Source organism: uncultured Methanobrevibacter sp., from assembly GCF_902770715.1.
Lineage (GTDB): Archaea > Methanobacteriota > Methanobacteria > Methanobacteriales > Methanobacteriaceae > Methanocatella.
Map to the genome: position 1 here is coordinate 26275 of NZ_CACXTS010000004.1, position 14848 is coordinate 41122.

Sequence of the window (14848 nt, forward strand, 5' to 3'; positions counted from 1 at the left end):
TTTTGTGATAATAAAATTTATGATTATGAATAAAAATAAAGTTTTCTATTTAATTATCTGACTCACTTGCAATTGTCTCTTCAATTTCTTCAGGTGAGCCTGAAAATGAAATCTTATCCAGAACAGATGATCCGTAATACGGCAGAATAACCATACCCAATATTGTAGCCATCCAAAATGAGATTAGCCTTTCAATGACAGTAGCCGCTGCACTTACTGATGCTGAAACACCCGCAGCTGAGTAAAGAAGAATCATCAATCCATCGATTGCACCTAAACCTCCAGGAAGAAGAGGAATCATGCCGACCAGGCAAGCAACAATGAATACTTCCCCAATAACAATCAAATTAACATCGGCCCCAAAAGCTAAAAACACGAAATACACCCTAACAATTTCAAAAATCCATATTATAAATGATAATGTAAGAGTATAAACCAACCCTTTTTTATCTGACATCACAACTCTCATAGTATGTTGAAAACCTACAATTGCATCATGAATTGAATTTTCAAAAGACTCTGAGTTTTTCTTATAAAATCTTCTGACGAGTCCGACAATCCATCCTTCAACTCTGCTTCCAAAACCAGGGTTAATGCACATGTAGATAAGGGCAAACAATATTATTAGAATAGCTATTACTGCAAGAACCATTACAACTAATAACCAAGTATCAAAATTGAAAAATAACGCCATGGAAGAGATTGTAATTGCAGCCAACACTACAAATGGAAATGTATCCAATGCCCTGTCAGCAACAACTGCAGCGAATGTTTCATCAAATGTATATTTTTCATTATCCTTATACAAAAGATATGCCCTTACGGGCTCTCCGCCACCACGTCCTGACGGGGTTATATTATTAACTGCAAGACCTACTAAAACCATTGGAAGCAGCTTTTTAATGCTTACATCCATGCCCGCAATCTTATTAAGAATTTGCCAACGAAGGGTATATAAAAAATAAGTGGCAACTTGAATAACAATAGCCAAGGCTATCAAATAAAGATTCGCTATCTTTAAAGCTGCAATAACTTGCTCAATTCCAACTAAGTACAGCATCCCCAAAAGAATAAGGACACTCACCGCCAAGAGAAGTATTGTTTTACGGTCCATTGTTTTTAATTATTTCTTTCAATACTTATAAATTTATATAGACATTTATTCAAATTATAAGAATAATGAGGTATATTAATAAAACTGATTTACTGATTGTTGCAGAAAACTCCGGAAATATCATGATTGGGATTGGAGCAATGTGTTTAATCCCCCTAATATTTGATTTTATTTATTTTGAGTTTGATATTATCAGTTTTTTACTTCCGGCTGCCTTTTCAATGGGCCTGGGATTCTTCTTTTCAAAACATTTTGAAAAAGTGAAAAGCAATAAAGTACGCCTTAAACATGGTATGATTCTTTCAGCCTTTGCATGGCTATGGGCAAGCATTATGGGAGGGCTTGTATTTACCCTAGCAACAAATATGCCAATTATTGATGCTGTTTTTGAAAGCATGTCTGCCCTAACAGGAAGTGGGATGACAATGTATCCTGACGTGGAAATATTACCTCATAGCGTATTATTTTTCAGAGCTTTTGAACAATGGGTTGGTGGTTTAGGAGTTGTTGTTATGGTAATTACCGTTTTGACAAAACCTGGAACAGTTTCATCAAAATTATACCAATCAGAAGCTCGTGATGAACGTATAAGGCCAAGTGTAAAAACAACACTTAAAAGAACATTAGACATTTACGCCATTTATACAATAGCTGGAATTGCCCTATACATGCTTGCGGGACTGCCTGCTTTTGATTCCATCTGCAATACACTGAGCATTATTTCAACAGGCGGTATGAGCATCAAGAATGCTAATATGGGCTTTTATCATGACGACGTAATTTACTTCATTTCAATAATTTTAATGATATTGGGAGCTACAAGCTTTTTAGTCCACTATAAAGTTATTAAAACAAGAGGAAAATCATTGCTTGAAGATCTGCAATTCAAAATCATAATCTGCGTAATAGCGCTGGTTACATTAATGCTCTATTACCTATCCAACATAGTCCCAATGGATTTATTGTTTACCGTCGTCTCAGCAATTACAACAACCGGAGCAAATGTGGCATCACCAGCAACCATGGCCAGCTGGCCGCCATTTGTAATAATCTGTTTGATGTGCCTGATATTGACCGGAGGTTCGAACGGATCTACCGTAGGTGCAATAAAACTTGTTAGGATGATTACCTTCTTCAAGGGAATCTACAGACACATCAGGGAAGTCCTATCCCCAGAAGGCAGAGTCGTTCCGATAAAATTACATGGAAACACAATACCCGAAAAGGCAATATCCCAATCAGGAAACTTCATTACCCTTTATATGATGTTTATTATGTTTACTTGGGCTTTATTCTGTTTATTTGGATACGATCCATTCAGAAGCCTATTTGCAGTAATGTCACTTCAGGGAAATAACGGTTTAGAACTCGGAATCATAAACAGCGCATTGCATCCGGCGCTTAAAGTAGTGAGTATGTTCAATATGTGGACTGGAAGGATTGAAATATATCCTGTATTGATTACATTAAGAGCATTTTTTGAAATTTTTAAAAGATAACTTTATAACATATGAAAATAAACAATGATTATTCATTATTAAAGGTGGTTATATGGATTATGTAATTATCATGGGAGGAGGTCGTGTTGGACTTGCTCTTGCAAATTTATTAATAGATGAGGGATACGACATTGCCCTTATTGAAAGTGATGAAGCATTAAGTAATGAGGTCGCAGCGGAACTTGACGCACTGGTAGTTAACGGAAATGGTACCAGTTCCAAATTGCTTGAAGAGATAAATATCGAAGATGCGAAATACTTCATTGCAACAACCGGAAGCGATGAAGCAAACTTGCTTTCATGCATTTTAGTCAGAAAGTATGATGTTCCACACATCATTGCCCGTGTAAGTAATCCTGACCATGAAGAAGCATTTAAAGAAGTTGGAATTGAAAGGGTAATCAGCCCAGAAAGGGCGGCTGCCGCACAATTAATGAAAGTGGTAACAAGACCCAAAGCAGAAGAATTAATGACTCTTGGTAAAGGGGATGCCGAAATAATGGACATGACCTTAACCAACGACAAAGTAGTTGGCAAACGCTTCAAAGAGGTCTCACCAACAAAAGATTTTATTATTATAGCTACTTATCAAAATGGAAAATTAGTAATTCCACAGCCAGACAATACCATTAGCCGTGGAGAAAAAGTTACCCTCCTTGTAAAAAGTGGTAAATTTGATAAAGTATCTAAAAACTTAGTGAAATAATTATAAAAAGGAATAAGACAATTTAATATGGTCTTTTCCATTTTTTTCCACTATTGGACCGTGGCCGGGATATATATTTACAACATCCAATTTTGTTAATTTTTCAACACTACTTTTCATGTCGTTGTAATCTCCGCCGATGTCCATTCTACCAACACCACCACCAGCAAAGATAGTGTCTCCGCTGATTAAGTTTTCACCATCCCATAAACAGATTCCGCCACTGGTATGGCCTGGAGTGTGGATGACTTCAAAATCACCAATCTTATCTCCATCTTCAAGCTCCACATCCACTCTTGAATTATCAGCTTCATCGAAAGCGGATAGTGAAGTACCCAAAGTATCCTTATTCCTAATTGAGATTGCATCTAACTTATGAACGGCTATTTTTGCATTCGGGAAGAAATGATTGCCACCAATGTGGTCAAAATGACAATGGGTATTGACTATCATTTCAATATTTTCCGGTTCAACACCATTTTCACGCAATTTGGAGAATAGATATTCCTTATTTTGACCTGCACCGGTATCAACTAAAACATTATCATTGATTAGATAACAATTAGAATCATAATTAAATCCCATAATAAAAACAATATCTGACATGGAATAATAATATCTAGATAAAAGTAATTAAAATTTTTGAAAAAAAGTTTTGAAGAAAAGTGGGGTCACAGGGATTTGAACCCCGATCCTGGGATTTCTCTTGCCTCAGTACTCCAATTGTTCATCACAACAGGTACTGCTCAGTTACGCGTATATTTCTTCAAAGACAACTGGAGTCCCAGATGATGCCAGGTTACACCATAACCCCATATAACATACAATAATAAGTTTAATTTTAATAATATATAAATATTACCATTATTCAAATTTCATTTGTTTATCGATGCCTGCTATTTCATCGATTTCAAGGCCTTTTTCTAAAGCGTAATCCTTTTCAACCTTATAATTTCCATTTCTGGTGCGGGGAGTTTTGTCAGGCTCTAAAAAAAGCCATTTTGTGTATTTGAATCTAACTCCAATATATGGCTTGGCACCGAAAATCTTTGAAAATTCACATAATGCCTCAATTTGAGGTGCTTCAATGTAGACTTTGTCTTTTGTAGTTGTTTTAACCTCAATAGCCAAATATAATTTACCATTTCCTGCAACAACATCCGGTAAAGGATTTTTAGTAGCTCCTCCAGATGCTGGAGCCCTCATTGCCGCAAAATTCCTTTCCCATAATTTATGAACCAAATCCCTTTCTTCAGCAGATCCCTTTTTAGCCATATTAACACTCAATTATCTAAAATCTATTTTATATATTTGTAATTTATATCAACTGATATATAATAAAAATGTGAGAGCATTTGAAAAGTAATATGAAAATAAATAAAAAAACAGTTTATAAATGGGGCCGGGGCCGAGATTCGAACCCGAGTCCCGGGATCCACAGTCCCGGAGGATGACCACCTACCCTACCCCGGCATTGAAAGTGAAATAAAAAAAATTGTTAAAGTGCGGGAGCAGGGATTTGAACCCTGGTAGACCTGCGTCAACAGGTCCTAAGCCTGTCCCCTTTGGCCTCTCGGGCACCCCCGCTTAAAAAAACTAAGGATACATAGAAACCATTAAAAATCTTAACAAATTTTTTTAAAAAATGCTCCGGCCGGGATTCGAACCCGAGTCTTCGGCTCGAAAGGCCGAAATGATTGGCCGGACTACACCACCGGAGCATACATACAATAAAGTTTTAGTTAACATGGGCCCAATGGGGTTCGAACCCATGGCCTTCCGGTTATGAGCCGGACGCTCTACCTGGCTAAGCTATGGGCCCTAGCGCCATCGACAGGGCTCGAACCTGTGACCAATCGGTTAACAGCCGAACGCTCTACCTACTGAGCTACGATGGCATATGACACCCATCTAACTTAACCAAATAATACCCATGTTTAAAAATCAAAAGACTTTAAACAGTAATTTTAATTATGCACGATATACTATATAAACCTTTTGGTATTTTCAACATTAAACTAATAAAATCAGTTCTATTAAATAAATTAATCTAACTAATATATAAACTTTAAGAATATATATAAATAACATGGATTCTAACATATTCGACTTAATAAAAAAAGCCAATGCTATTACATTAGACAAACATGGAGACCTAATTACACTGGAAAGAGCAGTATTCCTGTCCTGGTGGTGCGACAAAGGAGACTGTGCATTTTGTTATATGTCTACTCAAAAAAATAAAATAAGAGATCCAAAAAAAGCCAGGCGTAACGTGAACAACATCTATGCCGAAGCAGAAATGTGCAGACGTCTTGATTGGAATATCGAATTTTTATCAGGAGGCTATGAATCTTTCACAATACCCGAAATAAAGGAAATTGCAACCACCATCAAAAACATCACAGGAGATGGCGTTTGGCTAAATACAGGAATTACAGATGAGCTTGAAGAATTCGGTTCAGAAATTAAAGGAATTACCGGTGCCGTTGAAGTGGCAAATCCTGGAATCCATGAAAAAGTTTGTCCATCAAAGAAACTGGATGACATAAGCAATATGTTAGATGTAGCTAATGATTTAGGATTTAAAAAAGCAATAACCATAATTCTAGGACTTGGAGAAACATTGGATGATGTTGACTACATTATAGATTATATTAAAGATCATAATATTGATAGAGTTATCTTTTACTCATTAAATCCGCATAAAGAAACAATATATGCGAATTCTTCACAACCGGCTTCACTTTACTATGCCCAAGTTGTAGCTCAGGTCAGACTAGCTTTTCCGGATATAGAAATCATTTGCGGCACATGGATTGATAATCTGGCGAATATTGGAATATTGATTTTAAGCGGTGCAAATGGAATAACCAAATTCCCTCTGTTTAAAATGTTTGGAACAAAATACGGGAAAAGGGTTGAAGAAGAAGTGAAATGGGCCGGCCGTCAACTCAAGGGAACCTTCACTGACAAAAATATGTTGGGGCCTGAAAAAAGTGAATTTGACCCTGAACTGGACAAATTCATAAAAAGATACATAAAAGAATCTTTGAAAAACAAGTATTGAATTTCGTGTGAGTATATATCACCCGACATTTCTTTTTTTATTTTTAAAAAATTGGCTAAAACCCATATCTAATAATATTTATAAATCAATTAAAACAAATATATAGGTAGTATAAAAATTATCCCATAATGGAGGAATTACTATTAGTGACGATGTCGATATGATGTGTGGACTTGAAATCCACGTACAATTAGAAACTGATTCAAAATTATTCTGTGGTTGTCCTACAAACTATCAGGACGCACCTGCAAATACAAACATATGTCCAGTTTGTCTTAATCAACCAGGGGCTAAACCACACCCAACTAACAAAAAAGCATTAGAAAATGCATTGATGATTGCATTGATGCTCAACTGTGAAATTGATAAAGACGTAATTTACTTTATGAGAAAGCATTATGATTATCCGGACCTTCCTTCAGGATATCAAAGAACTTCAGTTCCAATTGGAATAAATGGAGAATTAAACGGAATTAGAATAAGAGAAATACACGCTGAAGAAGATCCGGGCCAATACAATCCGGACAGAGGTTATGTGAATTTCAACCGTTCAGGAATTCCTTTGGTTGAAATCGTTACCGAACCAGACATAAAATCCCCTGAAGAAGCAAGAAATTTCTTAAAAGAGTTAATTCGTGTTTTACAATATAGTGGAGCAGCCCGTGGGGAAGGAACCATGAGAGCTGACGTTAACATTTCCATTAATGGAGGAAACAGAGTGGAAATGAAAAACATTAACTCCATTAAAGGTGCCTACAAAGCATTGAAATTCGAACTTGTAAGACAAAAAAACCTTGAAAAAAGAGGGGTGGAAGTCAAACAAGAAACTCGTGCTTACCTAGAATCACAAATGATTACTGTGGGAATGAGGATGAAAGAAGATGCAGACGATTATAGATTCATCACAGATCCTGATTTGCCACCAATGAAAATTTCTGATGAAACAATCCAAAGAATCCTTGATATCATGCCTGAAGCACCTCACAACAAAGTGAAAAGATTCGTTGCTGATTACGGCATTGATGAGGAATCTGCAAAAGTTTTAACTTCAGAGTTGGATTTAGCAATTGCTTATGAAGAAGTTGTAAAAGAAGTTGACCCTGTATTTGCAGCCAAATGGATGAAAGATGAACTCAAAAGAGTTTTATCATACAACAAATTAGATTTTGCTGATAGCGGAATTACTGTTGAAAATTTAGTTGAATTATTTAACATGCTTCAAAACAAAGAGATTACAACAAAAGCAGGACAAAGAATCATTGAACAAATGCCAAACAACGACAAATCCCCTAAAGCTATTGCTGAAGAATTAGGATTGCTTGGTGTTGTAAAAGATGATGAAGTGCTTGCCGCAGTAAAACAGGCTATTGATGAAAATCCAAAAGCTGTTGAAGATTATTTAGCTGGTCAAAAAGCTTCCATTAACTTCTTAGTAGGTCAAGTAATGAGAATAACCCGTGGAAAAGCTGATCCTGGAGAAACTGTCAAACTCTTAAAAGAAAACATTGAATAAAAGGAGGAAACATAATGGGAGAAAAAAAATCTTATGTAAAAGATTATATGACTAAAAATGTTATTAGTGTTTCCCCCGATACTTCAACTGAAGAAGTCATTGAATTAATGAGAACAAGCCGCCACAACAGTTATCCTGTCGTTGAAGACAACAAATTGGTTGGAATGGTTACTGCATTCGATATTGTATCTAAAGAGTGGGCAGATGATGTTAAAGGATTAATGAGTACTAAATTAGTTGTCGCTAATCAGGAATTGTCAATTAATGACGCCTCCAGAGTGATGTTCAGAAGAGGAATCTCTAGAATGCCAGTTGTCGACGAATCAGGACACCTGGTTGGAATTATCACAAATACAGATATGGTCAGATCCCACATTGAAAGGTCAACACCCAACAAGGTAGAATACTTCAAAAAGACTTTAGAACAATTATACGGCATTAAAACCACTTTAAGACACATGCGTGTTGATACCCATAAATTACGCCCTACACAAGACAGGGTTTATGCTGACGAGCTTGAAGGCAGAACCTACGAATTGAAAAGAGGTCTGGCAGAACCTGCAATTGTCGTTAAAACTGGTGACAGATGGATTTTAGTTGATGGGCACCACAGGGCGGTGGCATCAGCACAGCAAGGTTACGAGACAGTGGACTCATATGTAATTGACTTAGGGCAAGATATCAGATTAGGTATGGAAAAAACTGCTGATAAAGCCGGAATTAAAAATTTTGAAGATATTGAAATTATCGATGATGATAAACATCCACTAATAGCACTTACCGAAAGCCTTCAAGAACAAGAAGGTAAAGAGGAATGATTAAATGAGTGATGAAATAATAAGAGAAGTTTATGAAGTCTTGGAATCAAGGAGAGACAACCCTATTGATTCATATACTTCCAACATCATGAAAGACAGCGATAAAAAAGCTGAAGATAAAATCTTAGAAAAAATCGCAGAAGAGGCAGGAGAAGTACTGATTGCCTCTAAAAACGATGAAAATTTAGTTTACGAAACAGTGGACTTGATTTTTCACACATTATTGTTACTTGTATATAAAGGAATTGAAATTGACGAAATATTCGATGAGTTCTCTAGAAGAAGAAAATAAAAATAAATATAACTGGTTAATATGTTCGATACATTCGCTGAAAAAAAATTTCTATTAAAAGAATTAGTTAAACGGGATTTAACTTCAAAATACAAAGATTCAGTATTAGGTATTCTTTGGAGTTTTTTCAATCCTCTTTTAATTATGTTAGTATTTACAGCAATATTTTCTATGCTGTTTGGTAGAAGTATTGAAAACTATCCAGTTTATTTCTTATCCGGACGTATAATATTTGACTTTTACAATGCTGGAACAAAAGGCGCAATGAGATCAATTAAAAGAAATCAGAACCTTATTAAAAAGATTTATGTTCCAAAATATATGTTTTCAGTGAGTACCATATGTTATGAATTCATTAACTTTTTGATTTCATTTGTAATCCTGTTTGGAGTTATGATAATCACAGGAGCATCATTCCACTGGACAATAATAGTCTCAATCATACCAATGTTCTTCCTATTATGTTTGGTATTTGGTGTTGGACTGATATTGGCTGTCTGCAACACTTATTTCACAGATGTTGGGCATCTATACAATGTATTTACATTGCTATTGATGTATTCTTCAGCATTATTCTACCCGATGGAAATTGTACCTCCACTTGTTCAGAGAATATTTACCTTAAACCCAGTTTATTCCGCAATTTCATGTTTCAGAGAATGCATTAGCTATGGAATATTGCCAAATGCATCCACATTACTTTATTTAGCTGCATTTTCACTAACAACACTGGGTATTGGAATAGTCTTATTTAAAATTTATGAAAAGAGATTAGTATTAGAATTATAAGGTTTTACCATGAAATTGACTAAAATAATAAAAAATCTATTTAAGAGAAGTCCTAAAGAAAGGGAAATGAAAAGGCTTCCCATAGATACTAAATTTCAAAATAATAGATTTAAAAATATAAAAATTTACGCTCCAGACTATGTAATGAGCTCAAAATCAAGATATAGGGTTCAAATATTAGACAGCGCTAATAATCCTCTTGTGAATGAAACCGTTGTTTTAGAACTTAATGGAAAAACCTTTGAAAAAGTTACTGATGAAAATGGGTATGCAAAATTAAAAATATCCCCTGTAGCAAACAGGAAAGAAATTGAGGTATATTACCCTCCTGATGAAGACTACTGCCCAAGGGTAAGGGCCAAATTGATTATGCCCGGAGCAGTGGAAAAAACTGATGAAAAAGAAGCAAAAATATATGCTCCAAATATGATTGTTTTTTCAAAAGACGAACCGGACTACTGCGTCAGATTGCTTGACGATGAAGATAAACCTATTCCTTTTGAAATTCTTAAAGTGCAAATTAATGATCATCATTATAAAGGATTAACAGACCCTGAAGGATTTTTAAGGCTGGACTTGAAACTCCCTCCCGACACTTACAACATAAAAACAACATTCGAGGGAAATGCTAGATTCAAGCCTGTTTCAAAAAAATCAAAATTGGAAGTTAAAACAAGAAATATTGACAGGGATGTTATGATTGAAGTCAATCACCTCGCAATGGAATTTAAAGTATCAAAAGATAAGATTGACACATTAAAAGAATATGTAATTAGAACATTGAAAAGAACCAAAAAAGACCATGAAAAGATTAGAATACTTGATGATGTTTCATTTAAGATTTATGAAGGCGAAAGGGTCGGTATTTTAGGATTCAACGGTGCAGGTAAAAGTACCCTTCTAAGAATCATTGCTGGAATTTATGAACCAACAGAAGGTGAAATAAAGATTAACGGAAAAATTGCCCCACTGTTAGAATTAAGCGCCGGTTTCGATAAGAATTATACCGGTAAAAATAACGTTTTTCTAAATGGTGCGCTATTAAGTATGGATGAAAATTTCATTAAAGAAAAATATGATGAAATAGTGGAATTTTCTGAACTTGGTGAGCATATTAATTATCCTGTTAAAAATTATTCTAAAGGTATGAGAGCCAAACTTGGTTTTTCAATAGCTACCATGATAAATCCTGAAATTTTAATCATCGATGAGATTTTAGCTGTTGGGGATATAAAATTCAGAAAAAAAAGCTCTGAAAAAATCAGATCAATGATGAAAGACGGAGTTACAGTAATTCTCGTTTCCCATTCATTAGCTCAAGTTAGACAAATATGTGACAGATGCATATGGCTTGAAAATGGAAGAGTCTATATGGAAGGGGAAACAAGGAAAGTTTGTGACGCCTATCTTAAACGTGCAAAAAAATAAAATAAGGTTTTAAAATGGATAAAAGATGGATTTTAATATTAATAATACTAATAGCTGGATGCGCTTGCATGTATCATATTGTAGATTCATCAAATTCTGTTGGAGATGCAATTACAGTTGTGAATAAAACTGTAATAACATTACCAAGCGGATTTACAATTGGCGATGATGATAGGTCTAGTGTGACATTAGTCAATGAAAATAATAACGAAACAATATTCATTGAAGATTTAGGAAAATCCGATACTTCTCTTGACAACTTTAAAAACGATTTAAATAGATTTTATGAAAGCAACAACATTCATGTCCTTAACAATGAAACATTAAACATTAAGGATAATCCTGTTTATCGGATAAACCTCAAAAATGATACTAATGGTGTGGACAGTACCTTCGTTTATATGTACTCCTGTAACCATACATTTAATGTTAAATTCAATGGTTATTCCAATGAAGATGAACTGAATCAAGATTTTAATTTTATAATTAATACAATTTCTCCAGATTTTAAGCAAAAACAAGATTAAAATAGGAAGATGAAATGGAATTTGATTTTTCAATTATAATATCAACATTTAATTCAGAGTTAGGTATAAAAAAATCCATAGATTCAATAATCAATCAGACACATGCCTTCAAAAAAATTGAAATAATCATAGTTGATAATAATAGTGATGACAAAACAAAGGACATTTGTGATGACTATATCAAAAAATACGCTCATAATATAAAATACTTCCAATTGGACGAAAATGATTTTGTCAGATCAATTAATTTAGGTATTGAACAATCATCCGGAACTTTTATTGCAAGTTTGCAGCCCCACGATTATTATTCAAAAAACACATTACAAGAGATTTGGGAGTTCGCTAATAAAAATAAGGATGTAGATGTGATTTCAATCCCCCTTGTTTTCTTTAAGAACAATAAAAAATGGAATTATTTAAACTATAAGATTAAGAAAAGCAAAAAAGTTAATCTTTTAAACGAACCAAAGTACGTTCAATATTTAGGGTTGTCCACTTTCATAAGAAGAAATTCAATTGAAGGGCTGAAGTTCAAAATACCTCATAATCAAGGCCCGACCATTTTTAGTGAAATCCTAATGAACAATCCTACCTTAGGGATAACAAACAATGGAGCCTATTTTTCAAGAAATATTGATGAAAAGATATACTCCATCAACGAGGAATCATTTTTTGCAGATGACTATGAAAATTATATTGAAATTAACTTCAGCAGATTAATAGAAAAAACACTAAACAAATTCTCAAATGTCCCCCAGTTTATCCAATTTAATTTGATTAATCATCTTAGATGGCTTTTATATGCTGAAAAAACACCTGAAAAACTGGATTTATCAAAATTATCTGAAAAAATAAAATATATTGATGATGAAATAATTTTAAACAGCATATTACTTCCCCGCAACCATAAGATATTCACATGCTTATTAAAACATGATTTTGAATTAAGTGAAGATTTAAAAGAAAAACTAGAGCTAAATACGATATTTATTGATAATTACGATATTATAAATGATAAACTCCATATATTGGCAAGCAAATTAACAACAGAGTTAACCCATGTCGATATCTTCGTAAATGGAGAAAAAATCAAAGCGCAGGAAGTTCTATTTCCTCAAAAAGATGAGTATAGCTTAAATTGCAGATATGCTAAAGATTATTCCATCGAAACAGCAATACCCATCAATACAAATGAAGAATTCGAATTGGAATTCAAGCAAGAAAACAAGAAACTACACATAGACTTTTCAAGGCCGTGCAACTTCTCCAAAACTGTGGGATATGCAAAAACAAAGCACTATATATCCATATTAAATAATGATTCCATCATAATTAAAAAGAAAACTACAGGTAACTGGATAAAACAAGAATTAAAAACACTCATCCATATTGTTAAAGAGCGTGAAACAGGCTTTGAAAAGGCAGTTCCATTTAGAATAATTTACATGCTCGCATATCCCTTTTTAAGAAATAAAAAAATATGGTTCTACATGGACCGCCCTAATGAATCTGATGACAATGGGTTGGCCTTGTTTAAATATTCCATGAAACAAAATGAAAAAATCGACAAGTACTTTATTTTGGATTCACACAATAAAGAGTTCAATAACATCAAAAAGATTGGAAAAGTTATCCCATATAAATCAATCAAACATAGGATATTGGGATTATTCGTTGAAAATATTATCACGTCCCATCCGGACAATGAAATCATTTACCCCTTCTGGGGAGGTTATCCATTTTTTGCCGGCCTTCTAAAATCAAACAATATATTCCTACAGCATGGAATTCTGAAGGACGATATTTCATCATGGTTAAATAAATCAAACATGAATTTATCTTTCTTTTTGGTCTCATCAGCTAAAGAATATGAATCAATATTTAAATATCCTTACAACTACGATGAAAATGTGGTTCAATTACTAGGTTTGCCTAGATATGACACCCTTGAAAATCAAAAAGATAAAAAACAGATTATCATAATGCCTTCCTGGAGAAGGGACCTGGACCATAAATCCAATGAGTATGTTAAAAACAATGAATTCTTTAAAAAGTTTAATTCCCTGATTAATAATGAAAGACTAATTGAAAAGGCACGGGAAAACAATTATGAAATAATATTCAGGCCACATCCAAAAGTATATGCTTATATCGACCTTTTTGATAGAAATGATTATGTAAAAATAGATTATGATAAAGAAAGATATCAGACCCTATTCAATAACGGATCATTGATGATAACCGATTATTCATCCGTATCTTTTGACTTCGCATATTTATACAAGCCAGTATTATATTATCAATACGGTGACGATTACCATTTCGACATAGAAGACAGCTATTTTGATTACGAAACCATGGGCTTCGGAGAAGTTGTAAAAACAGAGGAAGAATTGGTTGATTTAACTATAAAATATATTGAAAAAAATTGTGAACTCGATGATGAATATGCAAAGAGAATCAGCGACTTTTTCATATTTACTGACAAAAACAACTGCAAAAGAGTGCACGATAAAATCAAAGAAATACCCTTAAAGGATTAGTTCCATATTGTGCATTCCTCTTTCAAAGCTGCCGATTTTTAAACTTTTTTTATTGAATTCCTTAAAACCTATTCTTTCATAAAGTTTTCTGGCACCAATGTTTCTAAAATCGGCATCTAAAATAACTCTATTTAGATTTTTAGATTTTGCATAGTCTATTACATCAAGCAAAACCTGTTTGCCCAAACCCTGACCTCTTAAAGAGTCATCAATAGCTATCTCTGCAACATACAAATCATCCTTTTCAATGTCGCACAATACAAAATGATCCAAAATATCAACAATTATCAATTTTAATGATTTTAATCTGAAATCGTAAGGCATTTCTGAAATATATGCCATCAGCATGCCAATAATCTCATCATTATCATCTAAAATAACTTTAAACGTTCCTTCAGGTTCATGTTTTCTTAAATCCCTTTCAATAGTTGAAATAGCCTTATCTTCATTCTTAAATAATAAATCAAAAGTTCTAAAATCCACATCATAAACTAATTTAGCAACTTTATATGTATCATGAACTTTAGGGTTAAAATTTTCATATCTCAT

At 33.9% G+C, this 14848-nt stretch carries 14 protein-coding genes and 6 tRNA genes; 10 read left to right on the top strand and 10 right to left on the bottom strand.

Translation table 11 applies throughout. The features are described 5' to 3' along the window. Window positions 1-49 precede the first annotated feature (49 nt). Window positions 50-1114: a UPF0104 family protein gene (locus QZU81_RS01925; protein WP_295589158.1), complete on the bottom strand. Its 1065-nt coding sequence runs from the start codon at window positions 1112-1114 to the stop codon at window positions 50-52. A 65-nt stretch (window positions 1115-1179) separates the two neighbouring features. Between QZU81_RS01925 and QZU81_RS01930 the strand changes: the two genes are divergently transcribed. Both QZU81_RS01930 and QZU81_RS01935 read left to right on the top strand, forming a co-directional pair. After that, window positions 1180-2613, top strand: coding sequence for a TrkH family potassium uptake protein (locus QZU81_RS01930; RefSeq protein WP_295589160.1), 1434 nt, complete (start codon window positions 1180-1182; stop codon window positions 2611-2613). A 52-nt stretch (window positions 2614-2665) separates the two neighbouring features. Further along, on the top strand, window positions 2666-3319 hold the full coding sequence (locus QZU81_RS01935; protein ID WP_292852099.1) for a TrkA family potassium uptake protein: 654 nt from the start codon (window positions 2666-2668) through the stop codon (window positions 3317-3319). Here the strand turns inward: QZU81_RS01935 and QZU81_RS01940 are convergent, their stop codons facing one another. The 8 genes from QZU81_RS01940 to QZU81_RS01975 all read right to left on the bottom strand — a co-directional run bounded on the left by QZU81_RS01940 (window position 3320) and on the right by QZU81_RS01975 (window position 5217). Beyond that, on the bottom strand, window positions 3320-3904 hold the full coding sequence (locus QZU81_RS01940; RefSeq protein WP_295589162.1) for an MBL fold metallo-hydrolase: 585 nt from the start codon (window positions 3902-3904) through the stop codon (window positions 3320-3322). An 81-nt stretch (window positions 3905-3985) separates the two neighbouring features. After that, a tRNA-Trp gene (locus QZU81_RS01945) sits at window positions 3986-4133 on the bottom strand. A gap of 50 nt (window positions 4134-4183) precedes the next feature. After that, entirely contained in the window at window positions 4184-4594 is a 411-nt protein-coding gene (hjc, locus tag QZU81_RS01950) for a Holliday junction resolvase Hjc (RefSeq protein ID WP_292852105.1), read from the bottom strand. Between the two features lie 122 nt (window positions 4595-4716). Further along, window positions 4717-4792: transfer RNA gene (locus QZU81_RS01955), tRNA-His, on the bottom strand. 31 nt (window positions 4793-4823) lie between these two features. Further along, window positions 4824-4906: transfer RNA gene (locus QZU81_RS01960), tRNA-Leu, on the bottom strand. A 59-nt stretch (window positions 4907-4965) separates the two neighbouring features. Further along, a tRNA-Glu gene (locus QZU81_RS01965) sits at window positions 4966-5040 on the bottom strand. Window positions 5041-5067: 27 nt separating this feature from the next. Continuing rightward, a tRNA-Ile gene (locus QZU81_RS01970) sits at window positions 5068-5141 on the bottom strand. Between the two features lie 3 nt (window positions 5142-5144). Beyond that, window positions 5145-5217, bottom strand: a tRNA-Asn gene (locus QZU81_RS01975). Window positions 5218-5399: 182 nt separating this feature from the next. Here QZU81_RS01975 and QZU81_RS01980 point away from each other — a divergent pair. The 8 genes from QZU81_RS01980 (at window position 5400) to QZU81_RS02015 (ending at window position 14299) form a co-directional block, all read left to right on the top strand. After that, entirely contained in the window at window positions 5400-6389 is a 990-nt protein-coding gene (locus tag QZU81_RS01980) for a radical SAM protein (RefSeq protein ID WP_295589205.1), read from the top strand. 160 nt (window positions 6390-6549) lie between these two features. Beyond that, window positions 6550-7902 carry an Asp-tRNA(Asn)/Glu-tRNA(Gln) amidotransferase subunit GatB gene (gatB, locus tag QZU81_RS01985; protein WP_292852108.1) on the top strand — a complete coding sequence of 451 codons (1353 nt, stop codon included), beginning with the start codon at window positions 6550-6552 and terminating at the stop codon, window positions 7900-7902. Window positions 7903-7916: 14 nt separating this feature from the next. Then, window positions 7917-8720, top strand: coding sequence for a CBS domain-containing protein (locus tag QZU81_RS01990; RefSeq protein WP_292826668.1), 804 nt, complete (start codon window positions 7917-7919; stop codon window positions 8718-8720). 4 nt (window positions 8721-8724) lie between these two features. Further along, window positions 8725-9012 (top strand): phosphoribosyl-ATP diphosphatase, encoded by a 288-nt coding sequence (gene hisE, locus QZU81_RS01995; RefSeq protein WP_295589166.1) that lies wholly within the window; start codon window positions 8725-8727, stop codon window positions 9010-9012. A gap of 21 nt (window positions 9013-9033) precedes the next feature. Then, window positions 9034-9801, top strand: a complete 768-nt coding sequence (locus tag QZU81_RS02000; RefSeq protein ID WP_292826662.1) for an ABC transporter permease — start codon at window positions 9034-9036, stop codon at window positions 9799-9801. A gap of 9 nt (window positions 9802-9810) precedes the next feature. After that, window positions 9811-11229 (top strand): ATP-binding cassette domain-containing protein, encoded by a 1419-nt coding sequence (locus tag QZU81_RS02005; RefSeq protein ID WP_295589168.1) that lies wholly within the window; start codon window positions 9811-9813, stop codon window positions 11227-11229. A 14-nt stretch (window positions 11230-11243) separates the two neighbouring features. Next, entirely contained in the window at window positions 11244-11756 is a 513-nt protein-coding gene (locus QZU81_RS02010) for a hypothetical protein (RefSeq protein ID WP_295589169.1), read from the top strand. Between the two features lie 14 nt (window positions 11757-11770). Further along, window positions 11771-14299 carry a CDP-glycerol:glycerophosphate glycerophosphotransferase gene (locus QZU81_RS02015; RefSeq protein WP_295589170.1) on the top strand — a complete coding sequence of 843 codons (2529 nt, stop codon included), beginning with the start codon at window positions 11771-11773 and terminating at the stop codon, window positions 14297-14299. Here QZU81_RS02015 and QZU81_RS02020 read toward each other — a convergent pair. Beyond that, on the bottom strand, window positions 14288-14848 hold the full coding sequence (locus QZU81_RS02020; protein ID WP_295589171.1) for a GNAT family N-acetyltransferase: 561 nt from the start codon (window positions 14846-14848) through the stop codon (window positions 14288-14290). The genes QZU81_RS02015 and QZU81_RS02020 overlap by 12 nt on opposite strands.

Bases quoted from the DNA above. Each gene is read 5' to 3' on its own strand.
- QZU81_RS01925 (WP_295589158.1), bottom strand. From the start codon at position 1,114: ATGGACCGTAAAACAATACTTCTCTTGGCGGTGAGTGTCCTTATTCTT.
- QZU81_RS01930 (WP_295589160.1), top strand. From the start codon at position 1,180: ATGAGGTATATTAATAAAACTGATTTACTGATTGTTGCAGAAAACTCC.
- QZU81_RS01935 (WP_292852099.1), top strand. From the start codon at position 2,666: ATGGATTATGTAATTATCATGGGAGGAGGTCGTGTTGGACTTGCTCTT.
- QZU81_RS01940 (WP_295589162.1), bottom strand. From the start codon at position 3,904: ATGGGATTTAATTATGATTCTAATTGTTATCTAATCAATGATAATGTT.
- hjc (WP_292852105.1), bottom strand. From the start codon at position 4,594: ATGGCTAAAAAGGGATCTGCTGAAGAAAGGGATTTGGTTCATAAATTA.
- gatB (WP_292852108.1), top strand. From the start codon at position 6,550: ATGATGTGTGGACTTGAAATCCACGTACAATTAGAAACTGATTCAAAA.
- QZU81_RS01990 (WP_292826668.1), top strand. From the start codon at position 7,917: ATGGGAGAAAAAAAATCTTATGTAAAAGATTATATGACTAAAAATGTT.
- hisE (WP_295589166.1), top strand. From the start codon at position 8,725: ATGAGTGATGAAATAATAAGAGAAGTTTATGAAGTCTTGGAATCAAGG.
- QZU81_RS02000 (WP_292826662.1), top strand. From the start codon at position 9,034: ATGTTCGATACATTCGCTGAAAAAAAATTTCTATTAAAAGAATTAGTT.
- QZU81_RS02005 (WP_295589168.1), top strand. From the start codon at position 9,811: ATGAAATTGACTAAAATAATAAAAAATCTATTTAAGAGAAGTCCTAAA.
- QZU81_RS02010 (WP_295589169.1), top strand. From the start codon at position 11,244: ATGGATAAAAGATGGATTTTAATATTAATAATACTAATAGCTGGATGC.
- QZU81_RS02015 (WP_295589170.1), top strand. From the start codon at position 11,771: ATGGAATTTGATTTTTCAATTATAATATCAACATTTAATTCAGAGTTA.
- QZU81_RS02020 (WP_295589171.1), bottom strand. From the start codon at position 14,848: ATGAGATATGAAAATTTTAACCCTAAAGTTCATGATACATATAAAGTT.